At 58.8% G+C, this 26,911-nt stretch carries 21 protein-coding genes and 4 pseudogenes; 14 read left to right on the top strand and 11 right to left on the bottom strand.

Annotated features, from left to right (window positions below):
• Positions 1-439 precede the first annotated feature (439 nt).
• The 5 genes and pseudogenes from OMK73_RS39470 to OMK73_RS30710 all read right to left on the bottom strand — a co-directional run bounded on the left by OMK73_RS39470 (position 440) and on the right by OMK73_RS30710 (position 8,791).
• Positions 440-3,830: pseudogene (locus OMK73_RS39470) on the bottom strand (DEAD/DEAH box helicase family protein).
• Positions 3,831-4,967, bottom strand: a complete 1,137-nt coding sequence (locus OMK73_RS30725; protein WP_267605340.1) for a restriction endonuclease subunit S — start codon at positions 4,965-4,967, stop codon at positions 3,831-3,833.
• Positions 4,964-6,502: an HsdM family class I SAM-dependent methyltransferase gene (locus OMK73_RS30720; protein ID WP_267605339.1), complete on the bottom strand. Its 1,539-nt coding sequence runs from the start codon at positions 6,500-6,502 to the stop codon at positions 4,964-4,966. The genes OMK73_RS30725 and OMK73_RS30720 overlap by 4 nt, the downstream gene beginning before the upstream one ends.
• A 159-nt stretch (positions 6,503-6,661) precedes the next feature.
• Positions 6,662-7,900, bottom strand: coding sequence for a hypothetical protein (locus OMK73_RS30715; protein ID WP_267605338.1), 1,239 nt, complete (start codon positions 7,898-7,900; stop codon positions 6,662-6,664).
• A 492-nt stretch (positions 7,901-8,392) separates the two neighbouring features.
• A complete protein-coding gene (locus tag OMK73_RS30710) occupies positions 8,393-8,791 on the bottom strand; it encodes a helix-turn-helix domain-containing protein (RefSeq protein ID WP_267605337.1) in 399 nt (132 codons plus the stop codon).
• A gap of 150 nt (positions 8,792-8,941) precedes the next feature.
• Between OMK73_RS30710 and OMK73_RS30705 the strand changes: the two genes are divergently transcribed.
• From OMK73_RS30705 to tnpC, 9 genes and pseudogenes are all read left to right on the top strand, one after another.
• Entirely contained in the window at positions 8,942-9,436 is a 495-nt protein-coding gene (locus OMK73_RS30705) for a hypothetical protein (RefSeq protein ID WP_267605336.1), read from the top strand.
• Positions 9,437-9,479: 43 nt separating this feature from the next.
• The gene (locus OMK73_RS30700) at positions 9,480-10,454 is read left to right on the top strand and encodes an IS5 family transposase (protein ID WP_267601347.1); all 975 of its coding nucleotides are present in this window, start codon (positions 9,480-9,482) and stop codon (positions 10,452-10,454) included.
• A 234-nt stretch (positions 10,455-10,688) separates the two neighbouring features.
• A complete protein-coding gene (locus OMK73_RS30695) occupies positions 10,689-11,477 on the top strand; it encodes a hypothetical protein (protein ID WP_267605335.1) in 789 nt (262 codons plus the stop codon).
• Positions 11,478-11,688: 211 nt separating this feature from the next.
• On the top strand, positions 11,689-13,404 hold the full coding sequence (locus OMK73_RS30690; protein ID WP_267605334.1) for an ATP-dependent nuclease: 1,716 nt from the start codon (positions 11,689-11,691) through the stop codon (positions 13,402-13,404).
• Positions 13,397-14,818 carry a UvrD-helicase domain-containing protein gene (locus tag OMK73_RS39465; protein ID WP_420715609.1) on the top strand — a complete coding sequence of 474 codons (1,422 nt, stop codon included), beginning with the start codon at positions 13,397-13,399 and terminating at the stop codon, positions 14,816-14,818. Before OMK73_RS30690 ends, OMK73_RS39465 begins: the two co-directional genes overlap by 8 nt.
• A gap of 110 nt (positions 14,819-14,928) precedes the next feature.
• Positions 14,929-15,159 carry a hypothetical protein gene (locus OMK73_RS30680; protein WP_267605332.1) on the top strand — a complete coding sequence of 77 codons (231 nt, stop codon included), beginning with the start codon at positions 14,929-14,931 and terminating at the stop codon, positions 15,157-15,159.
• 361 nt (positions 15,160-15,520) lie between these two features.
• Positions 15,521-15,931: an IS66-like element accessory protein TnpA gene (tnpA, locus tag OMK73_RS30675; protein WP_267600767.1), complete on the top strand. Its 411-nt coding sequence runs from the start codon at positions 15,521-15,523 to the stop codon at positions 15,929-15,931.
• Positions 15,928-16,275: an IS66 family insertion sequence element accessory protein TnpB gene (tnpB, locus tag OMK73_RS30670; protein ID WP_267600764.1), complete on the top strand. Its 348-nt coding sequence runs from the start codon at positions 15,928-15,930 to the stop codon at positions 16,273-16,275. Before tnpA ends, tnpB begins: the two co-directional genes overlap by 4 nt.
• A 29-nt stretch (positions 16,276-16,304) precedes the next feature.
• A pseudogene (gene tnpC, locus OMK73_RS30665) lies at positions 16,305-17,696 on the top strand (IS66 family transposase); the annotation flags it as partial.
• A gap of 30 nt (positions 17,697-17,726) precedes the next feature.
• Here tnpC and OMK73_RS30660 read toward each other — a convergent pair.
• Positions 17,727-19,283, bottom strand: a complete 1,557-nt coding sequence (locus tag OMK73_RS30660) for an IS3 family transposase (RefSeq protein WP_420715608.1) — start codon at positions 19,281-19,283, stop codon at positions 17,727-17,729.
• 58 nt (positions 19,284-19,341) lie between these two features.
• On the opposite strand from OMK73_RS30660, the pseudogene OMK73_RS30655 reads away from it, so the two are divergent.
• Positions 19,342-19,512, top strand: a pseudogene (locus OMK73_RS30655) (transposase domain-containing protein); the annotation flags it as partial.
• A 614-nt stretch (positions 19,513-20,126) separates the two neighbouring features.
• Here OMK73_RS30655 and OMK73_RS30650 read toward each other — a convergent pair.
• The 3 genes from OMK73_RS30650 to OMK73_RS30640 all read right to left on the bottom strand — a co-directional run bounded on the left by OMK73_RS30650 (position 20,127) and on the right by OMK73_RS30640 (position 22,776).
• A complete protein-coding gene (locus OMK73_RS30650) occupies positions 20,127-21,785 on the bottom strand; it encodes a hypothetical protein (RefSeq protein WP_324291783.1) in 1,659 nt (552 codons plus the stop codon).
• A gap of 113 nt (positions 21,786-21,898) precedes the next feature.
• Positions 21,899-22,396, bottom strand: coding sequence for an HAD domain-containing protein (locus OMK73_RS30645; RefSeq protein ID WP_267605329.1), 498 nt, complete (start codon positions 22,394-22,396; stop codon positions 21,899-21,901).
• Positions 22,393-22,776, bottom strand: a complete 384-nt coding sequence (locus OMK73_RS30640) for a hypothetical protein (protein ID WP_267605328.1) — start codon at positions 22,774-22,776, stop codon at positions 22,393-22,395. The genes OMK73_RS30645 and OMK73_RS30640 overlap by 4 nt, the downstream gene beginning before the upstream one ends.
• Positions 22,777-23,017: 241 nt before the next feature.
• On the opposite strand from OMK73_RS30640, the gene OMK73_RS39460 reads away from it, so the two are divergent.
• The 3 genes and pseudogenes from OMK73_RS39460 to OMK73_RS30635 all read left to right on the top strand — a co-directional run.
• A complete protein-coding gene (locus OMK73_RS39460; protein ID WP_420715607.1) occupies positions 23,018-23,245 on the top strand; it encodes a helix-turn-helix domain-containing protein in 228 nt (75 codons plus the stop codon).
• A gap of 95 nt (positions 23,246-23,340) precedes the next feature.
• Positions 23,341-23,583, top strand: coding sequence for a helix-turn-helix domain-containing protein (locus OMK73_RS39455; protein ID WP_420715684.1), 243 nt, complete (start codon positions 23,341-23,343; stop codon positions 23,581-23,583).
• A 522-nt stretch (positions 23,584-24,105) separates the two neighbouring features.
• A pseudogene (locus OMK73_RS30635) lies at positions 24,106-24,585 on the top strand (ATP-binding protein); the annotation flags it as partial.
• A gap of 298 nt (positions 24,586-24,883) precedes the next feature.
• Here the strand turns inward: OMK73_RS30635 and OMK73_RS30630 are convergent.
• Both OMK73_RS30630 and OMK73_RS30625 read right to left on the bottom strand, forming a co-directional pair.
• Positions 24,884-25,534 carry a LysE family transporter gene (locus OMK73_RS30630; protein ID WP_267605327.1) on the bottom strand — a complete coding sequence of 217 codons (651 nt, stop codon included), beginning with the start codon at positions 25,532-25,534 and terminating at the stop codon, positions 24,884-24,886.
• Positions 25,535-25,595: 61 nt separating this feature from the next.
• Complete coding sequence (locus OMK73_RS30625; protein ID WP_267605326.1) at positions 25,596-26,204, bottom strand: hypothetical protein; 609 nt, start codon at positions 26,202-26,204, stop codon at positions 25,596-25,598.
• A 102-nt stretch (positions 26,205-26,306) separates the two neighbouring features.
• Here OMK73_RS30625 and OMK73_RS30620 point away from each other — a divergent pair, with 102 nt between their 5' ends.
• Positions 26,307-26,810 carry a thioredoxin gene (locus tag OMK73_RS30620; RefSeq protein WP_420715606.1) on the top strand — a complete coding sequence of 168 codons (504 nt, stop codon included), beginning with the start codon at positions 26,307-26,309 and terminating at the stop codon, positions 26,808-26,810.
• Positions 26,811-26,911: the final 101 nt, after the last annotated feature.

Genomic DNA, 26,911 nt, shown 5'->3' with positions numbered 1-26,911 from the left:
AGCAACGGTACTTAGCGAGTCTATGCGCAATACGCCCATCAACTCAGTACGCGCGCTGCGAGACTCTTCCACAGTCTTTTCGAGCTTGTCGTCCAACGTGCGGCGCGATGCCTCGAATCCGTGAGCGGACGATTCGGCAAACATCCGAAATTGCTGCTCAATGCGCTCACTACCGGCTTCACTGCGCGCGCTAGCCTGTGCCAGTGACTGTAGATTCTGCTCTAACAAGCCAAGCCGAGTGCTGAGGTCTGCCGGGGTTTCAAAGGCAGCCTTGCGCAAGAGCAGGACCAGCTGGAGTAAGACCACACTATACCGATGGCACCTGCGAGCATGTAGATGGCGGATTCGCTCATAACTTTCGTAACCTAATTGAAAAGTGAAAGTAGGTCTTGCTATTTTGCAAAGCGCGCACCCATCAAAGTCGATGCCCGGCAGCGCCTCAGGCAACTGCGCGAATCCGAATCTCCGAAAGCACCTGAATCATCTGGTCCACTTTCGCTGAGGGGAAAATCCCTTCCGGCCCCATCGGGCTGACATCCACGAACGGCGACTCGTAGAGGCGGGTTGTATCCATCACGCCGCTCTGTGTCAGCTCCTCGACAATCAGATTGACGAACTCAATCTGGTCGGCAGTCACCGTCGTGCCACTCACGAACTCGCTGAATGCCTGCATTGCCGCCTCCCGGTCCAGGCCAACGAGGGACCGGATGAACAGCCCCAGACCATGGCTCCTTTCCTTAGCCTCCTTGATGAGGTCCTGCGTGCCGCCGGCTTCGAGCAACATCTTCTCCAGCTCGGAAAGGTCCGACGGCGTCAACGGCTGATTCCGACGCAGACGTTGCAAGGCGACATGGTTTTCGTGTGCTCTCAGGAACTGTCGGGCCTTTTCCTTGAACTTCGCCATGTTCAGACCGGCAGTCACTTGGGGCAGGTCGATGATAGCGTGCTCGCCCAGTTCATCCTCGAAGTTCGTGTAGACGACCTTCTTCTGCCCTTTGGGAATGAGCTTGACTAGTGCACGCAGCTTCTTACGAACCATCTCCAGCATGGGCACCGTGACACCTTCCCACCACTCTTCGCTAGAGAGGGACTGAATCAGGACGATTTCGGCTTTGATGGCGGGAATGGCGGTTTGCTCTTCCAGAGAGCTGGCAATAGCCTGAATCCGCTCCTTGAGAGTACCGAACTCCGGTTTAGCTTGAAGGATGGCCAGCTGGGTACGCAGCACCAGCATGTCGAAGCGCTTTGCCTCTTCGTCTTCGTCGCTTAGTTCGGTGGGCAGTCCGGCAACCTGCGAGGCGAGCTCATGGAACTCCTCAGGGCCAAGTTGCGCCCAGGTATCGGCTTTCGCATACTTATCGACCCATTGCCGCTTAGGCCGGACGACGAAGTTGTCGACGTTCATCGCCGCAACAACTTGATGGAGAACCGCAGCAACCTCCCCACGCAGCTGTGTGTCGCCCGCCTGGCCCGCATAGTCGGCAGGGGGCTTGCCCGCAGTCAGTTTCTTGTCCAGTTCGGCGATGACATCCAGGCGCGCCTTGAAGAGTCGGGTGCCCAGCGGTTCGGTAGCGCTGCCCTCGCTGAAGTTCGGATTCTGGCTGAAGAATTCGAGGTTCTGGCAGTAATCGAAGATGTAGAAATTCTTCTTGTTCTCGTCCGGCCCAAGGAGATTCGGGGAAAGACGCGTGCCACGCCCGACCATTTGCCAGAACTTTGTCTTGGAGCGAACCACTTTAAAGAACACCAGGTTCACTACCTCCGGCACATCAATACCCGTGTCCAGCATATCCACCGAGATGGCAATATGGGGCATCTTGTCCTTTTTGGAGAAGTCATCGATGAGACTTTGGGCGTAGTCCGTCTTGTACGTCACCGTCCGGGCAAAATGCCCCTTGTACTGCGGGTAGTTGGCATCGAAACGCTTGGAGATGAAATCCGCGTGGTCGTTGTTCTTCGCGAAGATGATGGTCTTGCCCAGGCGGTCCCCGCCGGCCACCTTCTGGCCATGCGTCATCAGTTGTTCCAACACCTTGTCGACCGTGTCCTCGTTGAACAGCCACTGGTTGAGGGCGGCGGAATCGACTTCCGTCGGGGTGTTGCCCTCCTCATCCCATTCGAGCTCGTCCCACTCTTCCTTCTCCTCTTCGGTCAGTTCGTCGTACCTGACCCCTTCGCGCATGAACTTGAGGGGCACCGAGATGGGGACGGGGGCACTAGATGCCCGTCTGCCACCGCCTCATCCAGCCCATAGGCATCGGTCGGAACCCCGGTTTCGAGTCCGAAGAGCCCGTAGGTGTTGTGGTCGATTTCGTCCTTGGGTGTAGCGGTCAGGCCGACCAGCAAGGCATCGAAGTATTCGAAGACGGCGCGGTACTTCCGATAGATGGAACGATGGGCTTCGTCGACGATGATGAGGTCGAAGTGTCCGACGCCAAAGCGGCGTTGGCCGTCGAAGGCTTCATCAATCAGTCCCATCATGGTTGGGTACGTCGATACGTACACCCTGCCCTCGGTATCCTTTTCCGTGACCAAGTTGACCGGCACCGCTTCAGGCAAGTGGGTTTTGAAGGCATTTACCGCCTGCCTCACCAAGGCCACCCGGTCGGCGAGGAAAAGCACGCGCTTGACCCAGTTGCAGCGCATCAGGACATCAGCGAGTGCGATGACGGTGCGGGTCTTGCCGGCCCCTGTCGCCATCACCAAGAGTGCCTTGCGCTGGTTATCCTGCTCGAACGTGGCGCCGACCCGTCGCACCGCGCGGGTCTGATAGTAACGCTCGACGATGCCGCCGTTGATGGTGGCTTCGGCCAGCCCCTTGCGGCTACTCCGGCGCTGAATCAGTAGTTCAAGTTCTGGCTTCTTGTAGAAGCCCTGGACCGGGCGCGGCGGGTGGGACGAATCGTCCCAAATCCAGTGCTGGTAGCCGTTGGAGTAAAAGATAAGCGGACGCTGGCCGTACATCTGTTCCAGACAGTCTGCGTAGAGCTTCGCTTGCTGCTGACCAACCGTAGGAGTCTTCGTCGTGCGCTTGGCCTCAATCACGGCCAGTGGCTTGCCATCGTCCGCCCACAGCACGTAATCCGCGAAGCCGATACCCTCGCCGTTCGGCATGCCGGTGACCTCGACCTCGAAGTTCTTCGTCGGATTGAGGTCCCATCCCGCCTCCTTCAGCAAGAGGTCGATGAACGCCTTGCGGGTTTCCGCTTCCGAATAGTCGTGAGTGTCCGGCTCAGCAGCATTGGCCTTCTTGGCAGCGGCGACCTCGGCCTGGAGTCTTTTCAGCTCTTCGTTCAGCGCCGCATGGCGGGACAATAACGTGGTGAGCTTTTCGTCCTTGTCCCTGAGGTCGGTCTCCATCTTCTGAAGCTGCGCCTGCGTCTGGGCCGGAATAGCGGAGGTCGAGGGCAGTAGCGTCAGCGAGAAAGACAGCCCCGGCGCCGGACGGTCGGTGCGTCCATAGGTGCGAACCACCCAGTAGCAAACATGGAAAAGTTCGCGGACGGCATTCTGGGCGTCGGTTGCGCTGACCTTCTTGGAGCTGTGCACAGCCATGTTGCCCAGGTCCTTGATGAGCCGCGCCTTAGTGAACAATGCGTCGCCCACGACCTGTCGGAAGCTCGGTTCGTGAATCAGCGCGCTGAGATTGTCCTGATAGGGCAACCGCAAGGACTTGTCATGCTTGTATAGCCACGCCACCCCCAGTTCGAGAGCCCGGCGGGCATAGAAACAGGCGGTGCGTGGGTCGCTGTTCGCCGTTCCTTCGGCCTTGGTGACTGCTTCAAAAGGAAAGCCCACTCGGGCGAGCGAAGGAAGGCGAAGTTACTCACTTACAGTTCTCCACGGAATGCGCGGTGTTGAAGGGACGCAAAAAGAGCATCTAGTTCAGTAACAGCCGCATTAAATTCATTACGCAAGTCCACAACGCGGCTCACCCGTTCCGCAAATAATTTTTGGAGATTCAGTGGGGGAAAAAGCATCGGCAAGGATTGCTGGCGAGTAATTCCTATATAATCCCTCGTTGACTGTTTAGCTTCTTTTTCTAAAATTGATTGGAACCATCTCGTTCTGAAGAGTCCAGCCAAATAGTTAACATCTAACTTATCGCTGGTTCGGTAGTATGTCGTTTGAGGAGAAAGTATTGCACCAGCACAGCTCCTCGGCACAATTGCAACCTCTCCAATGGTCCCTTTATGAGACAGCAGCAGGTCATTTGACTTTGCAAAGCCAACACGCAGCCTCTTACACCACGACGGGTCGAGTTTGTATGCCTTGTTGATATCCAATCGCCCATCAACAAGGCAATTCGCCATCACAAAGGGGATTCCATTGGATACGAAGTCCGATACCTTTGGGTGGCGTTCTCCATGATTGCCATCCTGTATCTCCACAAGCTCCCCAGACTCTAAAGCGTCCTTTACTGTTCCAGTTTTCCAATTCTTGGGGTTAGTAGCAGGGTCCCCAAATATCCCCATGAAAATCGCCTGCGTGAGGCTGTCGAGCTGCACCAAGGCTTCCCGACGCTTGGCGCGGAGGGCATCCGCTTGGTCGAGAATGGCGGCGATGCGGTGTTGCTCCGCGAGCGGCGGAAGCACTACTTCTGTACGCTTAAGGTATTTGAAGTGTCTGTCATAGCCACCATCTGGGAGCTTGAGAGTCCTCAAAAAATAGTACAGATACTTCAAATCGGCGTCCATCTTCGGGCGCAAGACCTTTACACCGTCGGCTCCCATGCAAAAGGGAAAATCAACGAACTTAATGCAACGGGTGTGGTCCCCAAACACGATTGCCGCTCGGCCACCTCCACAGATGCGTGCTTCATCGTCAACGTAACCGGCAATTAAAGACTTGCCTTGGTCAACGACGGCGAAACGGCCAAACGGCCTGTATTCGCTCTGCGGGGTCTTGATATTTCCACCAGACTCATCGGCAAAAACATCTTCAAATGGGAGTCGAACGGACGTCATGTCAACATCCCCTCAAGCACTTTCATCCCCACCTGAATTTCAGCCTCCAACACGGCCAACTTGGCGAGAATCTCCTTCGGGGGCAAGTGTTCGACCACCTCATGGACCACTTCCTTGTAGCGGTTGATGGAGAGGTCGTAGCCTTGTCCGGCAATGCCGGCCTTTGGCACGCAAAAGCTCTGCGCAGTGCGCGGTCGCTCGCGTTCATCGCCATCGCGCTGCCCCCAGCGAGCCAGAACGTCCGGCAGGTTGTTTTTGGCGTGTTCGGCCTCAGTAAGCGCTTGCGCTGGGCGGACGCCCAATTTTTCGTCGCCCAGCAGCGGCTGGCGCTTGTCGTCCAGGCTCCAGCCGTCAGCCTGCATATCGTAGAACCAGACATGGTCGGTCCCACCGGAGTTTGTCTTAGTGAAAACCAGAATCGCTGTCGACACCCCGGCGTATGGTTTGAAGGCACCGGACGGCAGGGAAATGACCGCGTCCAGCTTCTGTTCCTCGACCAGCATACGGCGCAGTTCCTTGTGCGCCTTGGTGGAACCGAACAGCACCCCGTCCGGCACAATGACCGCTGCCCGGCCGCCGGGCTTTAGCAGCCTCAGGAAGAGCGCTAGGAAGAGCAGTTCGGTCTTCTTCGTCTTGACGATGGCTAGCAGGTCCTTGGCGGTGTTCTCATAGTCCAAGGTGCCGGCGAACGGCGGATTGGCGAGGATGAGCGAGTATTTTTCCTCGTCACCGGCGTGGTCCTGGGCCAAGGAATCCTTATAGCGGATGTCCGGGTTGTCGACACCGTGCAGCGCCATGTTCATGCTGCCGATTCGGAGCATCGTGTTGTCGAAATCGTAACCGTGGAACATGCCGTGGTGAAAGTGTTCCCGAGCAGCGGCGTCCCGGAATATCCATGGGTGCCGCTCGCGCAGGTACTCGCCGGCCGCCACCAGAAAGCCACAGGTGCCGCTGGCCGGGTCACAAATGATGTCGCTGGGCGAGGGCGCGGTCAACTCAACCATCAGCTTGATGATGTGACGCGGCGTGCGGAACTGACCATTCTGACCAGCGCTGGCAATCTTGCCCAACATGTATTCGTAGAGGTCGCCCTTGGTGTCCCGGTCTTCCATGGGCACATGGTCGAGCATGTCGACCACCTTGGCCAACAGGGCGGGCTTCGGGATGGTGAAGCGGGCGTCCCTCATGTGGTGGGCGTAGGTCGAGTCATCGCCTCCCATCGTGCGCAGGAAGGGGAATACGTGCTCGCCTACAACGGTAAACATCTCGGCAGGAGCGAAATGCTTGAAGCGCGACCAGCGCAGGTCATTGTAGTCGCGGCCCTTGCCATCCTTGCCCGGCGGGAAGATGCAGCGGTCGAGCGGCTTGCCGAGGCGGTTTGCCTTGTTCTCTTCAAGGCTGTGCAGGTCGTCGAGGCGTCGTAGGAACAGCAGGTACGTGAATTGTTCCATCACCTCCAGTGGGTTGGAGATGCCGCCAGACCAGAAGGAATTCCAAATGGCGTCAATTTGGCTACGGAGTTCGCCGGTAAGCATGCAAATATTTCCTGATTCTTGTAGCGGACCTGTCCGCGTACGGTGCCCGAGAGCAAACCGTAAGATGCTAACATCACGGGATTGACAAAGGGTCGGGGGGCGCCCCCGTTTCCCATACCCGTCAATTAAGTTGGTGAGCTACGCCGGGTGTAGGCTCCGTCAAATATCCTGCAGCATGGCCTCGACACGACTTAACGCCTCCTTCCATTCTTGCTCCAGAAGGTGCTGAATCCCCATCCCCACTGCCTGGTGAGAGTCATCATCAAACCACCCGACGCTTCTAGTAGTCACACGGTCACGGTATCCTGACCCTTGGCCCCACTCCCGCTCACAGCCCAGCCAAAAGTCCTTATCTCTCTTCATCTCCTCCCCAAAGAGAGACTCCCCTGACAATTGCATCTTCCGGAGGAGCTGGTCAAAAGCAACTTGAAGCACCTGTTCACATTGCGATATGAGAGTCTCTGCCTCTGAGAATTCTGGATTTGTACGAAGGTTCTCAGCGATAGCCGTGAAGTCGCCAACTTTCTTTCCAAGGGTGGCAGTAGCGAGCGTTCGCGCCCCGTGGCCAAGCTGATACCCATAGCTAAGGTTGGGCCAGTCTCCTTCACGCCGTACAGCAGCATGGACGGTGCTCGGATGCGCTGCCTGCAACTCCTTGATAAGGCTTCCCTGAATCTGGCGGGTGGGCCTGGGGGATGCCTTGTTCTGGCTAACCCAATGCTTAAGCTGGGACGCAGCCTCTCGCAAAACGGCTTGAGCCTGCTCCTTGGCCTGGTTTTCAATTACCTCTCGCACGCTTGCCACCAGCCCTTCGAGTTCGGTGCTGAACGCCTTACGAGCCTCGGTCAAGCGGTCCATGACGAAGCGAACGAGGGTATCCCTCGAGTCCTCCATAGCATTGAAGAAGCAAATCGGCATGTTGTGAATGCCTGTTGATTCCAATGCGGTTTCTACTTGCTCCCCCTTCAGTTCGCAGCCCTCTTCGGCAGATTCGACGTACTCTGACGTAGCGTCATCCTTCATCTTCATCGCTTCGCCCGGGTGCGGCAATACTAAGAGGGCAGCGTTCCGTTCCAGGTCACGCTGACCAGCTTCTTTGGCTCGCGTCAGAAGTAGTCGTGCTTCTGTTCCCGGGGCGTTGTTGAATTTGGAGCAGAGCAACGCCAGCGAATGTGGGTCTTGCAGGTGTACCTCTAAATCGGGACGCCCTGCAGTGCGGTCAATCCCTTTGGTGTCAATAAAGCGGACGTTAAGGTCGGTATTCGGCACCAACGGCATCGGAACTACTAACTCAATGCGTCGCGGCAAGCTAAAGTCGGGATGCCGGCCGTTGTTAATCTCGAGGAAGGTCTCTCGAAGCCATGTCAGGGGGCTTTGCCATTCAACGGCTCGTGCCACACATTCCGCGCATCACGCTTATGCAAAGACATGCGTGCGAGCACCTCGACGGCAAAATCGCGTGGTGTATCGTAAGTCAATGCGAGAATCTTAGCGTCGTCTGTGCGCTTGGTCTTCCCGTCGGGGGTTTTGGTTTTTCTTACTCGCAATCCGGAGAGATTGCGAATCGCACGTTCAATCTCCTTGGATACGCCTTGCGTTTCCCCTCTTCGTCCGTAACTGCGGGGCTACCCTTCGCTGACCGCCACATGTACTCGGCGAAATCCATGACGTGAGCACGCACTTCATCTTCCAAGCAGGGCTCAACTATTAGACCGTAACCTGGTCCAGAATAAATGTGTACTTCACAGATGGTAATGCCCCCAGCGCCTACTTCGAGTACTGTCTGAGGTAATCCTTCATCCGAACTTACTTCTAAGCCCAGGGCGCGACAAATGGCTGTGCTCTTGCCAACCCCGATGCTGCCAATCAGGGCAACTGTATGGTCCCGCTTCAAAAGGAGGCTCGAAGCTGATTGAATCTGGCCCAAATACTCCTCGATACGCTTCTGGAAGGAGGCTTTGATGTCACTGTCGAGCAGGCGTCGCAAAGCGACGCTTGCCTGGTCGGCTTCCCAAAGCAGGTCCTGTTCTGGGTGATTGAGAGGGGAACGGGCAGTTCTTGCCAATCTCGACCCAGATACTCGGAGAACCGCAATGCGTCTTCTGTCCCGATGGAAGCAAGCAGGGATTGAAGTTCGTCAGGAGCGAGAGGGCGCTCTCCGCTCTCAACCCGCGATAGCGATGGCGCACTCATGGTAAGTCGCGCCGCAAGTTCTGCCTGCTTCAGGCCTGCTGAATCCCGCAGTCTTGCAAGGTTGGGACCAATTTCGCTAATGCTTGGACGTGCCATGTTCGCTCCCCGGAGGATGTGTAGCATTTAGCATAGCAACGTTTCTGAAACCTTTCAACAAGATTTCTCTCTCATCATAAGTGCTTCTTGCATCGTATTAATGGTTGGGGGCAGCAGCTTCACCGAGGGCGGCGCCCTGCAGGAAGGACTGTGGTCAGCGCAGAACGTCACATGCAGGCGGCGGATGAGGCGCTGTTATCGCGCATCCATGCTGCGGCGAGTGTCGAAAAGCTGGATACGCGACTGTATGAATGGGCTTGCCGAACTGGTCGGCAGGATTCCTCGGAACGCCTGGTCGATGCACAATCGGCTGATGTTCTCCAGGGACTGCTAGACGCGACGGACGATGTACGGTTTGCGCTATCTCCCAAGCTTTCGTGGGAAGACCGCGATATAGTCAACGAGGCGGCAGAGAATCTCGCAGCAAGTCGATGGGCCGCGATTGGTCATCGCTGTACTGCCGGTGGCGACTGTCGCGTAGCGTTGCTAGTCGAACGCCTGCTGGAGCGGGCGTTCGACTCTGCGGTGAGCGATGCGCGTGGTAGCACCGACTTTTGGTTTGTCGGTCGTGAGGACACGCGCTCAACGCTCCCAACACCGTCGCGAAGTCTTAGGGCAATGCTGATCAAGTCCTCCGATTCGTGAGAAGGCGCGTTATTTGAAGAATCACGAGCGCAAAGAGATGAACATGAAGCAGATGACGTTGGCAGCGGGTGCAGATCAATGTGCAGGTTTCGAGCAACACCGCAAGCCAACGCGACGTGAAGAGTTTCTGGCGACGATGGATCAGATCGTGCCGTGGGCGGCATTGTGCGCCGTGATTGAGCCCTACTATCCGAAGGCAGGCAATGGCCGGCGGCCCATTGGTCTGGAGCGGATGCTGCGCATCCACTTTCTGCAGCACTGGTTCAACCTGGCAGATCTGGCTTGCGAGGAAGCGCTATATGACAGCGCCAGCCTGCGCCGCTTCGTAGGAATTGACCTGGGTCGTGAGCCGGTGCCGGACGCCACCACGGTATTGAAGTTTCGGCGGCTGCTGGAGAAACATCAGCTTGCCGAACGGCTGTTCGCGGAGGTTGGCCGACTCCTGCAAGCCAATGGCGTGAAGCTGAAGACCGGCACAATTGTCGATGCCACAATTATTGGTGCGCCCAGCTCGACGAAAAATGAAGAGAAGTCGCGCGACCCCGAGATGCATCAGACCCGCAAAGGCCAGCAGTGGTACTTTGGCATGAAGTTGCACATTGGCGTGGATAGTCAGAGCGGGTTGGCCCATTCCGCGGTGGTGACGCCGGCCAACGTTCACGACAAGCATGCGCTGCCCCAGCTTCTGCATGGGGAGGAGCGGCGTGTGTACGGTGACAGCGCATACGCCAGTCAGCAGGAGCTGATCGCATCGAAGGCGCCGCACGCCAAGGACTTCACCAATCAGCGGACCCGCAGAAACGGGGAGATTGACGAAGTGCAACGCGGGAAGAACCGTAACAAATCGAAGATCCGGGCCCGGGTTGAGCATGTCTTCGCCGTGGTTAAGCGCCTGTGGGGCTTCACGAAAGTCCGCTACCGCGGCCTGAAGAAGAATGCCGGCCGAGCCTTCACGGCGCTGGCGCTGGCCAATCTCTATTTGAGTCGAGGGCATCTGATGGGAGCAGTCCGCCCGTAAAGGGCGAATGCGGGGCGGGCGCCCCGCCAACACACCCCAATTGGGGCGCGCGAGGGCAAATTCTCGTCGCCACAGCTATTTTTCCGGCCGAACGGGCTCCTGATCAACCTGCGTAACTCAATTTGCCCAGCTTGTTCAGCGTAGCCTTAGGTTGGCTTCGCTCCTACAGTCAAATCCGTTTCGTGGGAGGCTTCGATGTGGGGGGAGACATTAAGCGAACGTGAGGGAAAGGCGATGCAGCGGGTCTTGCCGGAGCTGCTCGCTGTTCCATGGTCCCGACCTCTTGCTGAACGTATTGAGCGTGACGGTGGGCTCACGAACGAGAACATGCCGTTGCTGTTCGAAGCGAGATTTGCGCATGCTCTTCATTCGCAAGGATTGACGCCCGAATACGAATATCGTGCTGGGGTCGGTGATACTGTCATCGATTTTCGAGTGCCGGGCAACGTTGACTGGCTTTTCGAGCTTACAAGTATCAGGCCTAGCGAGGCACTACGGCGAGCTACAGTCGAGGACGGCCCGTTTATATCTCGGCTGCTCCAGTCGCCAAGTATGGCAAACAACGCGAAAGAAAATGAAGAGAGCGAAGAAGGCGAGATGTTGCTCGTCCAGCAGAAAATCGGCGAGAAAGTCTTCGATGGGAAGCAAGTAGTCAAATTTCCTGTGCCGGGTGGCCCCATTCAGGTCATCGTTGTCGACATGCGGGCGTTTCTGGACGGCGGCGACCATTGGGACTACACGCAAATCGCATACGGACCTCGTGGGATGCCGCAAGAGTTAGTTCACTGCTGGCTTCACAAGGGACAGTGGCAGCCGATTCACGGACTGTTCGAACCGGAGTGCACCGGCAGAGCCGCACCGTATATACAGCAACGCATCCACTTCTTGGCGTTCGTGGCTGAGACTTCCTATGACTCTGGTGACATCTTCCGGCAAATTCGCCTGCTGCCCAATCCGACGTTACTGAGTAAGGACGACGTGAAGACGCTTGCTGCACAGTGCCCGGTCAAATTTGGCAAGTAGCCGCTCTGGCCGTCCGTAACGACAGCGCATCGTTAGTCGGTGCGACACTTTACTAGCCTCCTGCCTTGACGTAAGGGATGCTGCATAATTGTGACAGTATCGGCGAGCATCTTTTATCGGAGCACCCCACGGGCTTCTTTCTTAGGCTGAGTCCGGCTAGGTGCTCGGCGAAATACGAATCCTATGTATGGTGAATGAGCCGAGGTGAACAGTGCGTATAGAACGTCTATGGATTCAGCGGTTCCGAGGCATTTCCGCGCTCGACTGGAGACCGTCACCGGGACTCAACTGCATTATCGGCCCAGGTGACGGAGCCAAGACGACTATCCTGGACGCCATCGATTGCTTACTTGCTGAACGGCATACGATAGCTTTCGACGACCTGGACTTCTACAATGGCGATACGTCGCAGAACATCTTCATAGGGGCGATTGTCAGCGGCCTTCGCAATGACCTTCTGCGCGACGACCGTTATGGCCACGCCTTGTCCGGCTGGAACACAGTGACGGGAGAATGGCATGAAGAACCAGCCGAGCAGGCTGGGGTTGTACCCGCAATCTTCCTGGCTCTCGAAGTCGACTGCACCCTCGAGCCCGCTTGGTACATCTGGGTACAGCGGAACAAAGAGGTCGACAAGACTAAGCGCCTCGCTTTTGTTGACCGAAAGCTGATATCTCCGGCAAGGTTAGGTGTCTACGCCGACAAACACCTGTCTTGGGCCCGGGGGTCATCGCTGCAACGAATCGGTTCACATCCAGAACAACTTCCGGCGACACTGAATGGTTTGCTCCGCTCAGCGCGCGATAGTTTCGCTGCACAGAGCGCTAGCGCCTTCTCAGAAATCGTTGACGCTATCAGTCCGGACATTGCTAAGCTCGGCGTTCAGGTCCAAGGCACTCTGTCAGCCAATCTCGACCACACCAGTTTCTCGATGAATGCGAGCGGCGTATCCCTACATGACGGCAACATTCCGTTACGTTGTATGGGAACTGGTTCGTCCCGTCTCGCTGTCGCCGCGCTCCAGAGCACAGAAAGCGCTTCGAGGAACTTTCTGCTGGTCGACGAGCTTGAGTACGGGCTGGAGCCACATCGCATTTCACTACTCGTCAGTCATTTACGCCAGCGGGTAGTAACTAGTGGACAGGCGTTCATTACAACTCACTCCCCAACTGTCCTCCGGGAAGTACGTTTCGATGAGGTGCACGTCTGCCGACGCGATGCAAAGACCGGCAGAGTCGGTGTTGTGACGGCAGGGAGCACGAGCACAGCGACGCTGGACGCGAGGCGATACGTTCGGGATAAGGGGGAAGCTCTACTGGGTAGAACCGTCCTGGTTTGTGAGGGACAAACAGAAGTCGCTCTACTCAAGGGATTCGCCGAATCCACACAATTCAATTTCCAAGCAGACGGAGTAGCTCTGGTCGACGGAGGTGGACACCCCAACCTGTTTGCAGTAGCCCTGCATTTTGCACGAATGGGCTACCGAACCGCGGTGCTGGCTGATAGCGACAGGCCAACCGACCCCAAGACATCAATGGAACTAAGCGTAAATAGGGTTGCGCATTTCGCATGGGACATCCCACGGTGCACGGAACAGGAACTCTTCTGCGGTCTTCCTGACGGGCTGGCGTCAGAATTGCTGACAACCATTGCTAACAACGTTGGCCATCCGCAAGTGCTTGGCGAACTATCAAGCCATTTGAAAGTACGGTTCAACAGCTTGGCGGAGGTCACACCCTATCTTACAGACGCAACAGCGCTAATGAAGATGGGTGCCGTGGCGAACAGTGCAAAATGGATTAAGAACAACTTCGACCTCTGCTTCCAGATTGGCTCTGCAATTCTCGGGATTGCTCCGCTCCTTGGAGATAGCAGTCTGGTCAGACACCTTGAGGCTCTCAAGGGTTGGATGGCCAGCAATGCTTGAGCCCCAAGTACTCCGAATGCTTGCGGGCCCTAAAGGGGCAATTGAAGCCCCCGCCGGCACAGGCAAGACGGAACAGATAGTAGTTACTGCTGCCAAGACTCCGGGTCGCTGGCTCATACTTACCCACACGGTAGCCGGCGTGGAAGCCATACGAAGAAGGCTTAAGAAGTACTCCGTCCCCGACACAAAGGCGCATGTTGAAACAATCTCGGCATGGGCACATAGATGGGCGCGCGCCTTTCCTTCCTCTGCTGGATTGCCGGCAAACTGGTCCATCAAGGGTAGCAATTGGTCAATCGCTCACCATGCTGGCGCCCAGCTTGTGGAATCCGGCGCCGTCGCTAGCGTGTTGAAGGCCTCCTACGACGGAGTACTTGTTGACGAGTACCAAGACTGCTCCGGCTCGCAGCATCGTCTGGTTGAAGCCCTCAGTAAGTTCCTTCGCTGTTACGTCTTTGGCGACCCGCTGCAGGCAATATTCGGCTTTAGTAAAGTGGACCTTATTGTTGATTGGCACAGTCAGACGCTTTCTGTGTTCCCGCTGGCAGGCCAACTTGCAATACCCCATCGATGGAACGCAGTAGGGAGCGGAGTGCTTGGCGCCTGGCTGCTGGACTTCCGTCGTCAAATAGAAGCGGGCCATATCGATTTGTCGGGCGCTCCCGCTGGCTTGCAGTGGACTAAGTGTGAGCGGAGATTGCCAGTCAATGAGCTAGGCCGCCTCTGTACCGTATCAGGGTACCCTGCCGGACACACGACTGCAGTGCTGGACTCGAGCGTTGATGCGGTTCGGCGTTCGAATCTGGCAAAGGCCATTGGTGGAACTACCGTTGAGCCAGTCTCTGGCCGGTGCGAGCGTGACTTCTATGCCTCATTGTCAATTCTTTCCGGTTTGGACCGTGTAGCCGCTGTTCTGAACTTGGCTAGCACGGTGTTCGTCGGCGCTGACGCCGCCGCCAAGCGGAAGCGTGTGGAGAGCCTAATCTCCAACCCCGGGAGGCAGATGAACCCTCCCACACCCGCAGAGATGGCTCTGTGTGGTGTGGGACGTGGTCCAGCGCTCGCATCTGTACTTGATGCGTTACAGTGCATTGAGAACGAGACCGGTGTCACCGCTACACGTCCCGAGTTACTGTACGCAGTGAAGGCTACTCTTCGGCTCTGCGCAGATAGTCCCGCTCTTGCACTTGAAGACGCAACGTGGCAGGTCGCAAACTCGAGACGCGAACGCGGCAGGGTCGTTCGCAACAGGTCCGTGGGTAGCACACTGCTTGTCAAAGGACTCGAATTTGACCATGTTGTCATCACGCCGGAAGCGTGTAAGACGAAATTTGATTGGTACGTGGCCCTAACACGAGCGACGCGTTCAATTCGCGTCCTGTCACCTCATCAGTCCTTTGACATGTCGAATTGACGTCATCGCGTCCCCTAGAGGCAGGCATCAACACTAAACTAAGAGTGAGCGCCGTCACTCACGTTCATCACAGGGAATGAGCCTGCCACACCGACGAAAGGAGCACCATGATGGAGAATCAAATCGACCTGGACATTGCACTTCGCAAGTTCCACGAGCTCGCGTTAGCAGATGGCGACTTGGGTTACGAGTATTGGCACCGAGTTGGTCAGCTGCTCCGGCGGGCGGCCGGCATGCAGTCGGAAATCGACGCACTGTCGCGAGAGCTCGAAAAATGCCGTGCGAGACGGGAGAAGCGACCGACCTTCAGTACGCTCGCTGGGACAAAGCCAGGTGAGTAGGCGTTCGTGCCATGGGGAATCTGGATAACGGCCGGAGTGGGAATGTGGTTCTTCAGGACGCATTCCGCTGGCGGGGTAGTGCCGGTAAATCAGAACTGCTCGACTGCGTCCAGGACGAAACTGAGTCGTACAATCACACCAGCCGACTCGGGTAGCCAGCCCCATCACCGGTACGCGGGGTCCTTACAATTGTTGCCTACGGAGAATGTGCTTGGCGTGCGCTCGCAGCCCCAGATTCGATTCCCGGCAGGCTTTGGATGGCTCAGGAAATAGGCATTTCGTTCTCGAAAGGTAAGCGAGTCGCCTGCACCGTCTGTACTGCAAAGTAGAGTGGCTCCAAAGTAGTTCCCATTACTATTTGATGGGAACTACTTTGTCACAGTCACAGGAAGTGCCAGTCGCTGGCAGTCGCAAAGGCCGGCCGAATCATAGCGAGGAATTCAAGCGGCGGTTGGCAGCCGCTGCATGTGAGCCGGGCATCTCGGTATCGAAGTTGGCGCGCGAGCACGGTATCAACGCGAACATGCTGTTCACGTGGCGCCGAAGCTATCGAGCGCAACAGCGGCAGGAAGCTGCGGTGTTGTTGCCGGTGACCGTTGAACAACCAGACCCGCGCCCGGCTCCGAGGCCAGTGAGTTCGGCGGCAGCGGCTTGCGAGCCGGCGACGCCGAACGGCGCCATCGAGATCCGTTTGGGCCGGGCGGTGATTCGCATCGAAGGCGCGGTCGACGCGACCACGTTGCGCACCGTACTGGATCGGTTGACGCCATGATCGGGTTGCCGGCGGGAACACGCATCTGGATCGCTGCAGGCGTGACCGATATGCGCTCCGGATTCAATGGGCTGGCCGCGAAGGTTGAGGCGACTCTGCAGGAGAGCCCATTCTCCGGCCATGTCTTCGTCTTCCGCGGCAGGCGAGGCAATGTCATCAAAGTCCTGTGGTCGACGGGCGATGGGCTGTGCTTGCTCTCGAAGCGCCTGGAGCGCGGACGCTTCGTCTGGCCACAGGCCGACAGCGGCAAGATCCACCTGACGCAAGCGCAGTTGTCGATGCTACTGGAGGGGATTAACTGGAAGCAGCCCGAACGCACCTGGCCTCCACTGTCGGTGTTGTAAACCTTGCGGCATGTGCGTAAACTGCGCGCATGCCAATCGACCCCAGCGATCTCCCCGACGACATTGAGGCCCTGAAGGCCTTGGTGTTGGCACAGCGGGAATCGATCGCACTCATGGAACGGGCCTTGGCGGTCCGCTCCATGGAGATCGAGCAGCTCAATCTGCAGCTCTCCAAGCTAAGGCGGATGCAGTTCGGCCAGAAGTCCGAGAAGCTGGACCGACAGATCGAACAGCTCGAGACCCGACTGGAAGATCTGCTGGCAGAAGAAGGTGCGCCCGAAACCGAAGCCGCCCCGGATGCAACCCCTCCCACCCGGAAGAAAGCGGTACGCAAGCCGTTTCCGGAGCATCTGGAGCGCGAAGTTCGCATTCTCGAACCCGAGGATAGGGCCTGCCCGGAGTGTGGCGGCGAGCTTAAGCCGCTGGGCGAGGACATCTCGGAGCAGCTCGACATCATCAACAGCGCGTTCCGGGTGATCCGGCAGGTCCGACGCAAGCAGGCCTGCGCCTGTTGCGATTGCATCGTCCAGGCCGCGTCGCCGAGTCGGCCGATCGAGCGTGGTATCGCCACGGCGGGGCTACTCGCCCACATTCTGGTCAGCAAATATGCTGATCACCAACCGCTGTACCGCCAAGCCGCGATTTACGCCCGGCAGGGAGTGGAGCTGGACCGCACGACGATGGCCCGTGGGGTTGGGGCTTGCGGTGCTCTGGTGCGGCCGCTGGTGGAGGCCTTGCGCCGATACGTGATGATGCCCGGCAAGGTGCACGCGGACGACACACCGCTGCCGGTGCTCGCGCCAGGTAAAGGCCAGACCAAGACGGGACGGCTATGGGCCTACGTACGAGACGATCGCGCGTCGGGATCGGACGCTGCGCCTGCGGTCTGGTTCGCCTACACGCCAAATCGCCAGGGCCTGCACCCCCAAGCTCATCTGGCTAGCTTCCGCGGCATCCTGCAGGCCGACGCGTATGCGGGCTTCAACGCCATCTTTACGGATGGCAGCGTACGCGAAGCCGCTTGCATGGCTCATGCGCGACGAAAAATACACGACTTGCATGCTCGCAAGGCGACGCCGACCACCACGGAGGCGTTGCGACGAATCGGCGAACTCTATGCCATCGAAGCAGAAATCCGGGGCAAGCTACCCGAAGTGCGCCAACAGGTGCGGCAGCAAAGATCTCGCCCCCTGCTGGACGGCCTCGAGGTGTGGTTACGAGAGCGGTTGTTGACACTCTCGACCCAATCAGAAACCACCAAAGCCATCAACTACATGCTCAACCAGTGGCAGGCCTTGGTCTACTACTGTGATGATGGCCTGGCAGAAATTGACAACAACATCGCCGAGAATGCGCTGCGCGGTGTCGCGTTAGGCCGGAAGAATTTTTTATTCGCCGGTGCCGACAGTGGCGGTGAGCGGAACGTGTCAATGACTTTGCGTCACCTGGCTTCATGAATTTACTGTGCCGGGCTGTGGTGTGTTTGGGGTAATGGCCTCCGATGGCGGCGGGTTGATCCAGACTGCTGTGGGCAGCCGCGGTGGTTCAGGGCGACGCCCTTTAAATCTGTTTGGGGACGCCCGGAATGCTGTGTCGAGTGCTGCCTGACGGGTGAGGTGCAACTCCTGGGCGAGCCCATAATGAACGCTGTGCGGCGTCATGAATCCGATGCCCGAGTGCCGATGCACGGTGTTGTACCAGGCGAAGAACGTCTGACAGTGGGCGCGCGCATCCTCAATGCAGCCGAAGCGCGCGGGGAAGTCCGGACGGTACTTCATCGTCTTGAACTGCGACTCCGAGAAGGGATTATCGTCAGATACGTGAGGCCGGCTGTGGCTTTTGGTGATGTCCAGGTCGACCAGCAACGCGGCCACCGGTTTAGAGCGCATGCTGGCACCGCGATCGGCATGAAGCGTGAGCACGCCGGGGGCGATATCGTGGCGTGCCACGCTGTCAGCGATGAGCTGTTCAGCGAGCTCCGCGCTCTCGCGCCCGGCGATCAACCAGCCCACGACATGGCGGCTGAAGATGTCCAGGATGACGTAGAGGTGGAAGCACGTCCACCTGGCTGGCCCTTTGAGTTTGGTGATGTCCCACGACCACACCTGGTTAGGCGCGCGCGCCAGCAACTCAGGCCTGACGTAGGCCGGATGGACAAGCTGGTTGCGTCGCTCGCGCGAGCCGCCATTGGCCGCGAGCAACCGGTACATGGTGCGCACCGAGCCCAGGTAGCGGCCCTCGTCGAGCAACGTGGCGTGTAGCGCCGCCGGCGCGGTGTCGGCGAAGCGCTCGCTGTTAAGGGTGTCCAGCAGCACCTGGTTTTCCAGGGCATCCAGAGCCAACGGTGGCCGGGGCCGGGCCGTGGACCGTGGCAGTGGACCGATGAAGGCCATGCGACGCAGGTGGGCCCGCTGCCGGGCAGGCGTGCCGCGCGGCACGCCCAGGGCATGGCAGGCCGCGCTCGCGCCCAGGGCCGGAGTGAGCTCTTGCACAGCCGCCATTACGGCTTGTCGGTGTCGTCGTCGATCGGATTGCCCAGCAAGGCTGCAAGTTTTTTGGACGTCGATCACCAGCAGCGCCTTGTCGAGTCGCCTCCTGAGATTATCGCGCTCGCGCGTGAGCTGCGCGATGTGCCGCGCCTCGGCCCGAGTCTCGTCGAATTTGGGTCCGCGCTTTTGTGGGGCAAGGGCAGCCAGTTCGGCAGCCTCGCGCTGGCGCCGCCACGTGCTCAAGGATGACGAGTACACGCCTTCATGGCGCATCAGCGCGCCGATCTCTCCGGGCTTGGTGCAGCGGTCAGCCGCCTCCAGTATGCGGCGCTTGTCGGCGTTGGAAAATTGCCTGCGCCGAGCGCGAGCAACGACCTCTGAATCGGTGCCGGACGCTGACGCCAGCGTCGCCGATCCGGGCGCCTCTTCAGTCGCCCTACGGGCTCCTTGCGTTGCGCCTGGATCGGACACATTCTTGACGGCGGCCATCGTTGCCTTGGATGAGTTGTTGACGGTCATACCTACCTCGTTGCTCACTAATCTATCAGGGATAGGTGACGCACGTCATATTGGCACGGGGGAGCGTGCCGCTGCCATGTACTCGCTCATCGGGTCTTGCAAACTCAACGGCATCGATCCCGAAGCCTATCTGCGTCACGTCCTGACCCACATTGCCGACCATCCGGTCAATCGGATCGACGAACTCATGCCCTGGAAGGTCGCTGACCAACTCCAATACGCCGCCTGACCTCATACGCTATTCCTAGCGCGCAGTCACCACGGCCCTGCCGACTCGCTTACCTCGAAAGTAAAGGTCGATATCTTTGTTAAAGACTCTCACCAAGGTCTTTATTACCAAGGTGCCGCGGGCAGAAAATACTCCTCACTGACATCCTTTGCCGAGGCAAATCACCAAGTGTAGTGTTCCCAGACGTAGACAGCTTTTTCATCAAGGCCAGGTGGTCCCAGCAATTTGTACTCACGTCCACTGGATGTCTTACCTGTACGCGTCACCAAGTCGAAACTGCAAATGGGCGAGCTGACGCGAGCGATATTGTGCTCCACGCTCCGCCCGATGAAATGGCGGGTTCCGCGGTCCATCTCCAAGACGCGCCAATACGTTAGCCACACCTTCGGCTGTGCGGGGACATCTATTGACAGCCGAATAGGCACGATTTCCATCCAATGCTTGCACGGGTTCCTCGCAAAAAGCCCGTCCTCAGTCATCTCATATCGACGGCTGGATGCGTAAAGCGCTAATCCTCGCAGCGTCGAGCCGAAGACCGACTAGTCGTTAAATTGCGGCCCGCTCGAGACAAATCGGTCACTACCGGTGCCAAGCGAATCCACATTGGTTAGTCTTTATCTTTCGCCACAGACTGCCGTCAACTCGGCAGCGGTGAGGAGACGACCTCTCTCCGCGGCGCCGAGTTCATTCCTAGCTTCAATTGTAGGAATAAAGCCCCTGTAGCCAGCGTCCACCAAGTACGAGTCCAGCGTAATGTACTCGTCAGCCTCGTCCGGCTCATCCAACACTAGCGTTATGTATTGGCACTCAGCAAGCTCAAAAGCGCCTCTCCATGTCGGACGCAGCACGTCAGCTGCCAGGCCGCGGCCATGACACCAGTTCAGCGCCAGCAACGCGACTTGACACCACCGTCTCTGCGCGACCAGAACTGCGGTTGGAAGCGCTACAAGCCATGCATGCCAAGCATTGAGCTTTACCAGCGTCGATTCGTAGATACGCTCTATCGCTGGTTCGGCAGCCGTGTTGTTGTAGGAAGCGAGCGCCGGCAAGTGCGCGGGCGCCCCATGACTGCTTAGGGTGCTTCCAGCATATTTATCAACTGCCTTGGCCGGCCCGGCTGTCACTGTCTCGATAGCGATTTCAGCGCGATAAATATTGTCCGCAAAAGCACGGCGGACTGCGTAACGGGGCACGTCCATCTCCGTGTTGACGTAGGGAAGCAGCCACTTGCAGTCAGAGATAATCGCTTCCACTTCAGCGACGACGTCCTTTAGCGCAGACGTAAGTGGGGCTTGAAAACCTGTTGACAGGTCGAGCACAAACCTGCGGTCAAAACCTTTTCCATCGCCGGCAAAGGGGTTGTTTCTGTGCCGTATCTCGCTCTGTTCGACGTCCCTATGCGTCAGCCGAAGACCCAGCCAGCTAGCCTCAGCAATGTCCTTTTCGGTGATTACGCCGATGGCGTAACCACGGGCGTTCGATGTCACGCGCACGCCCTCCACAAGAAGGTCGGCATGCATGTGAAGATGACCGTGTACCCATGCCGCAATCTTCGTCCGATGCTTCGCGAGTAAGGGCTCGAGAGCGCTTGCGTATGCACCCACTCGAACGAAGTCCGGATGACGCCGCATATCGGACCGGTTGCTCGGATTTAGTAAGATGTCATCAACTCCGAAGCTAGCTAAGCACCGTAAGCTTGGCGCGTGGTGCGTCACGACAATTGTCGGTCCGGCGAACGGCTTCGATAGTTCAGCAGCGAGCCAGGAAACTGTGTCCCTATGGATGCAGTAAGCAATCGCAGGAGAGAACGATATGTCTCCGCTAGCGCTTGGCTTGGGCTCAAGGCCGGGCAAGTCGGCTGAGGTGAGCAGCCCTCGAGCATCGTTCGCATTCGACCCATCCTGATACCAAGCAGTCGCGCGTATGTATCGATAGTCTTGCATATGCATTGCCGCTGACTGCACTAATGCAGGATTCCACTCGCCAAAGTTTGTCCACAAGGTTGCGCCCAAGAATCGCACCCCGTAAATCACGACCCCTTCTTGCTCGAGCACATGCACTTTTGTTCCGCGCGCCAGGTCGCGCGCCGCCTCCACTACCGCGCCGATTTCCCGGTCCCACGCCTCGTGATTGCCCAAGACGTAGACGACAGGCCTTCCTATTCCAGCGAGCCATGGGACAGCCAACTCGACAGGTCCGATATCGCCTGCGGCGACCAAGATATCGAACTCAAGTGCCGTTGGGATTTCGTAGGGCCCCGTGTCGAGGTGCACGTCCGAAAGCACATGGATGCGGGGGCCTCCGCTCGCCCCAGATTAGAGCCCATGGCTCTCCTCCGTTGCTCCCTTCGCAAGCATCCGGACTTGCATCACTTGTCGGCAGCTTGTCACTCATCATCTTTGCACTCAAGTTCTGGTTGCTTGCCAACTGCCCAAGCGCGTACACGCTCACGCACACGCGGCTCCCAAATGCCGCTCTCCGGATTGCAGAGTACAAGCTGTCGTGGCGGTGGGTCGGGGAATTGACTTGCGTGGTCATCTAGCACAACCCATTCGTCGTCAGCCAACTCAAGCTGAGATGCGGCGTGCCTTATCCCTTGCCAACGTGACATTTCGAGATTCGCTATGCCGCAATACCGATTCGCCAAGGGACCAAGATACTGAAGCAACTGAGCGGTACCAAGAAAGCGTCTCCATGAGCTATGCACTACGATGTTTACATCCGCCCCCTCGAGGCTTTCTTCGAGCACCCACGTCCATCTGAAAAGGCGACCGTAGCTGATTGCCGCATCTTGCGCCATGCGCATAGCAAAGCCGTCAAGGGCCGACACGGGGTGCAGAACTCCGTCGAAATCCAGAAAGAGAAATTTGGGGCGATGCGTCATTCTGGAGATGCGCCAAATATTATTCGGTGGCGACGCGCCAAATCGCTCTTCGCCCTCCGCAGGTCACCTTGAATTACTGCCCACACGTCCCTGGACACCTCGCCATCAAAACTACCCACGGTCCTACGCGCAAAGTCAATAACAAAGGTCACTTCCACCGGCGCAAACGAATCTGCTTCACCTAGTCGTTCGTCCTCCTCTTCGAAGAAGTCCGCGCGCATGAACGGAGGCAGCAGAAGCGCTCGGCTCGCGATATCTGAGATATGCCAGCGCAAGAAATCTGCTCGCCAGTCAACCTCGCCAGGCAACTCCGCTGGTGGTATTGGATGAGCATAGTCCCCGAAATGGCAAAGCGCCTTGATGCTGAATTTGTCAAGCACTAGCCGAAGAGTGGACGGGACGTACCGAAGCAAGGATGAGCCCATGTGGAAAGACTGATGAAGTTAAGCAAGCCGTCCCCCGGTCGACGGACCTGCCACGCGGCAAGGCGGCCTCCTCTTAAACCGCCTCCCAGGGGAAGGTGTCACGAAAAGAATTTTAGCCATTCTAACTATAGTTTGATTAGACGCGCAACGTTGCTTACAAAATCCACACTTTAGGATTCAGACTGGGCAACAGGGGATGACGCGTGATGAGGCTTTTGCCAGAGTTCTACGAGAAGCACGGGTTTCTCGCGGGCTCACTCAACGCGTTCTTGCGGAGAGGGCGGCTCTCACGGACAACTATCTGTCACTGTTGGAGCAAGCTAAGCGGAGCATCTCCATCTCCACCCTATTCGTCCTGTGCGACGCCTTGGGTATGAAGGCCTCTCTCCTGATACAAGGGGCTGAGAATCTGGCTGACGAGTAGCCGCCGTTTCCCCCTCGTTACTGGGGTCGACGCCCAACTACCGCTGGCGAAGGCGGGCATTGCTGACACAGCGCATTTAACTCGAGGTATCCCCCCTGACACCCGTTGTTGTAGGGAAGGCTGTCAGGCGACATCGCGAGACACAAGGGCTCTCCCAGCGAGAACTAGGCGATAGGGTTGGCCTAGACCGCAACCATGTCTCCAGAATTGAAGTTGGCACAACAAATATCGCCCTAGACACTCTAGAGAAAATGGCAAACGCTCTTGGCGTTACTGCCGAAGATTTGGTCGAGTCGGAAGAGGGAGCACAACCCGCAGCTGGCGAGTCATCCGCCTAAAGTCGGTCACCGACACAATCCATGAAGCACTTCTAGGTGCTGCACTCATAACGCCAGTATGCAACTTCGTGTTCGCGCCAACGAAGCAATTTAGGGTCCGCCAGATGGGCGCGGGGTGGTAGCAACCAGGGACGCTGGCTTGCTCGCAGTACGACTGCGGCCGGGGTTATGCCGAGAAGCTCGGCGAGTTCGTACGCATCGAGGTAGTGGTCAATTGAGGGCAGATTGATTGAAAGCATTTGCCCTGTAGCCAAGAGTTTTATCCTGCGTGCTTTTTTAGCCGCACGTTGTTTAAACGCTGCGGTCCTCCCCGTGTGCACAACTGGGCTGCCCACACCATAAAGGTGTGGACAGCCGCCCCTTGGGCGGTTCCCCAGTTGCACACACTCGATGCTGACGCGCCGCCTGCGGCGGCTTGCCTCAACATGAAATAAACCCTAAAAAGCTCGCTCAGCCACTCACAAGTGAATAAAGAAGCACCCAAACACCTCCAGCTAAATGTACTTTGCGTAGTGTGGGGAAGTCGCCGCCATGAATCCCTGTCCGTGCGGCTACCTGGGACACCCGTCGCGCCCGTGCCGGTGCACGCCGGACCAGGTGCTGCGCTACCAGTCCAGGCTGTCCGGGCCCCTGCTCGACCGCATCGACCTGCAAGTGGAGGTGCCGGCGCAAGACCAGCAGGAAATGCTCGACGGCCCGCCCGGTGAGTCCAGCGCCGAGGTGCGCCAGCGCGTGCTGGCCGCCCGCGCCCTGCAGCAGGCGCGCCAGGGCAAGCCCAACGCGGCCCTCGCCGGGCGCGAAATCGACGAGCACTGCCCGCTCACGCCAGAGGCACAGCTGCTGCTGCGCGGCGCCATGACCAAACTGGCGTGGTCGGCACGCGCGTATTTCCGGGCGCTGAAGATCGCCCGCACGATTGCCGATCTGGAGGGGACCGAGCTGTTGCAGCCCAGCCATGTAGCCGAAGCTATCCAGTACCGGCGCGCGTTGCGCACACCCTAGCCATCAAGCCCGGGGCGGCGGCACGGCCACCGGGGGTTCCGATGGGGGCGGGGGTTCTTCGATCGGCGGGAGGTCAGGCGGCACGCCCGGGGGCAACGGATCCTCGGGCGGCGGCACGGTGTGGGCCGGCAGCGCATGCAATGGAGCCTGCTGTGGGGAAGAGCTTCGCATTGCTTGCCTCCGCTTGGGTTGCCCTCGTCTTACTCATTGAAGCAAACGCACCCGCGGGAAGCCAGCGATAGATGGGCAAACCGTTTTATAGCTGGACCGGGCCGGCGTGGATGCCGGCCCTCGCATCTCACGCCGGATGGCGCCTGACGAAGAACAGCGCCGCGCCAACGGCCACCAGCACGCTGCCGAAGATCCGGTTCTGCCAGCGCACCGCGCGCGCATTGCGCAACAGGCCGCGCATGCGCGAGGCCAGCAGCGCGTAGCCGTGCATCACCACCAGGTCCACGCCGCACATGGTCGCGGCCAGGATGGCAAGCTGGGGCCCGAGCGCATGGGCGGGATCGATGAACTGCGGCAACACCGCCACCATGAAGATGATGCCCTTGGGGTTGGTCACGTTGGTCAGCAAGCCCGTGGCAAAACGCCGGCGCGGGCTCAGCGCGGCCACGCGAGGCGCTTGCGTGCCCTGCGCGGCATCGTCCTGGCCGCCGTCCACCCGCGCGCGCCATTGCTGCACGCCGATGTAGATCAGGTAGAGCGCGCCGATCGTCTTGACCACGGCGAAGGCGTGCTCGGAGGCCACCAGCAGTGCGCCCAGGCCGCCGCCGGCCACCAGAAGGATGATGACCAGCCCGGTCTGCAAGCCAAAGATCGTGGTGGTGGTCTTGCGCAGGCCGTAGGACAGGCCATGGCTCATCGACAGCACCGCGCCAGATCCCGGCGACACGGCAATCACCCAACAGGCCGCGAAATAGGCCAGCCAAACATCCCAACGCATTGCGTTACTCCCTGGAAATAAAACTGTCTTGAAATCTGTCTTGAATCTCGGCGCGCTCGGCTCAAAACGGATGGAAACCCGTCAGGAACTGGTCGATCTGTTCCGCCTGGCGCTGGTCGCGCGCGGCGTCTCCCGCCTCCAGCACGACCGCCTGGTAGACATGCACGCCCGACGCCACCAACCGCGCTGTCAGCCTGCGTGGCGACTGGTCCTGTGGCGATACCGCGGCCACCTGCACCTCCACGCCGTCTAGCGCCACGGCCGGCGATGCGGCCGACATCACCGTCACCTTGCGGGTCTTGACGGCATCGGCGGGGTGCGGCCCGAGGTTGCCGAGCAAGCCCTTCTGCATGGCATCCAGCGCCGCCTGCCGCAACTCGGCATCGTCGGCTGGCAAGGTCACGACACCCACGGCGAACAAGGTCTCGTCGACCCGGGCCGCGTCCATCGTCATGGGCAGCTTGCGCCCGGCGATGGAAACCTCGCGCGCGGCGCCGGACGGCTTGCCGGGATAGAGCGCCGCGTACGCACCTTCATTGGACTGGATGGTGCGCCAGTCATAGTGGGGCGAACACGCGATCAGCCCGGCGCCGAGCGCGCCCAGGACGATGGCTTTGGCAAGCGAGGACTGCGACAAGCGGAAATACCGTGGGAAACAGGCGTGGGGCATCAGGGCGGCGAATGCGGAAATAAGCCGCTATTATCGTGGAACCCGCGTGCCAGCGCTCATCCACATTGCCCGCCAATGCAAACCCAGCCATCGATCCGGTCCATGCAGCCATCCCGTTGGGGTGTCTTTCGCACCGCATGCCATGCCGGCGTGGCGATGCTGGGGGCCATCCTGGTAGCAGCGAGTACCGGCGCCCTGGCCGCCACGGCCCACCTGCCCCCGGCCAACGATCTGGCCACCCAGGCCGCCGCCGCGGGCAGCCGGGGCGAGCCCCTGGTGGTGCTGGTAACGCTGCCCGGCTGCGTGTACTGCGAAACGGTGCGCCGCAACTATCTCGGCCCGCAGGCCGCGGCGGGCGAAATCGAGGCGCGCGAGCTCGACATGACCGCCGACACGCCGCTGCGCAACGCCGATGGCAGCATGACCACCGCGCGGGAATGGGCGCGCAGCCGCAATGTGGCGGTAGCGCCCACGGTGCTCTTCCTCGACGCGCGCGGCCGTTCGCTGGCCACGCCACTGCGCGGCATGCAGCCCGATTTCTACGGCGCCTACCTGGAGCAGGCGCTGGACCAGGCCCGCTCGGCACTGGCAGCCAGGTCGCATTGAGGCTGGCGACGGCGCACCCGGCTGCGGCCAATCGTCGCATCCGCAGCGGCTCGGTGAATGCATCCGGCAGCGCCTCGGCAGCGGCAGTAGAATAGTGGCTT

The sequence above is a fragment of the Cupriavidus sp. D39 genome, from assembly GCF_026627925.1.
GTDB lineage: Bacteria > Pseudomonadota > Gammaproteobacteria > Burkholderiales > Burkholderiaceae > Cupriavidus > Cupriavidus ulmosensis.
This window is presented reverse-complemented; position numbering and strand designations above follow the sequence as displayed.

Bases quoted from the DNA above. Each gene is read 5' to 3' on its own strand.
- OMK73_RS30725 (WP_267605340.1), bottom strand. From the start codon at position 4,967: ATGACGTCCGTTCGACTCCCATTTGAAGATGTTTTTGCCGATGAGTCT.
- OMK73_RS30720 (WP_267605339.1), bottom strand. From the start codon at position 6,502: ATGCTTACCGGCGAACTCCGTAGCCAAATTGACGCCATTTGGAATTCC.
- OMK73_RS30710 (WP_267605337.1), bottom strand. From the start codon at position 8,791: ATGGCACGTCCAAGCATTAGCGAAATTGGTCCCAACCTTGCAAGACTG.
- OMK73_RS30700 (WP_267601347.1), top strand. From the start codon at position 9,480: ATGAAGCAGATGACGTTGGCAGCGGGTGCAGATCAATGTGCAGGTTTC.
- OMK73_RS30695 (WP_267605335.1), top strand. From the start codon at position 10,689: ATGCAGCGGGTCTTGCCGGAGCTGCTCGCTGTTCCATGGTCCCGACCT.
- OMK73_RS39465 (WP_420715609.1), top strand. From the start codon at position 13,397: ATGCTTGAGCCCCAAGTACTCCGAATGCTTGCGGGCCCTAAAGGGGCA.
- OMK73_RS30680 (WP_267605332.1), top strand. From the start codon at position 14,929: ATGGAGAATCAAATCGACCTGGACATTGCACTTCGCAAGTTCCACGAG.
- tnpA (WP_267600767.1), top strand. From the start codon at position 15,521: ATGGGAACTACTTTGTCACAGTCACAGGAAGTGCCAGTCGCTGGCAGT.
- tnpB (WP_267600764.1), top strand. From the start codon at position 15,928: ATGATCGGGTTGCCGGCGGGAACACGCATCTGGATCGCTGCAGGCGTG.
- OMK73_RS30660 (WP_420715608.1), bottom strand. From the start codon at position 19,283: ATGACCGTCAACAACTCATCCAAGGCAACGATGGCCGCCGTCAAGAAT.
- OMK73_RS30645 (WP_267605329.1), bottom strand. From the start codon at position 22,396: ATGACGCATCGCCCCAAATTTCTCTTTCTGGATTTCGACGGAGTTCTG.
- OMK73_RS39460 (WP_420715607.1), top strand. From the start codon at position 23,018: ATGACGCGTGATGAGGCTTTTGCCAGAGTTCTACGAGAAGCACGGGTT.
- OMK73_RS30630 (WP_267605327.1), bottom strand. From the start codon at position 25,534: ATGCGTTGGGATGTTTGGCTGGCCTATTTCGCGGCCTGTTGGGTGATT.
- OMK73_RS30625 (WP_267605326.1), bottom strand. From the start codon at position 26,204: ATGCCCCACGCCTGTTTCCCACGGTATTTCCGCTTGTCGCAGTCCTCG.
- OMK73_RS30620 (WP_420715606.1), top strand. From the start codon at position 26,307: ATGCAGCCATCCCGTTGGGGTGTCTTTCGCACCGCATGCCATGCCGGC.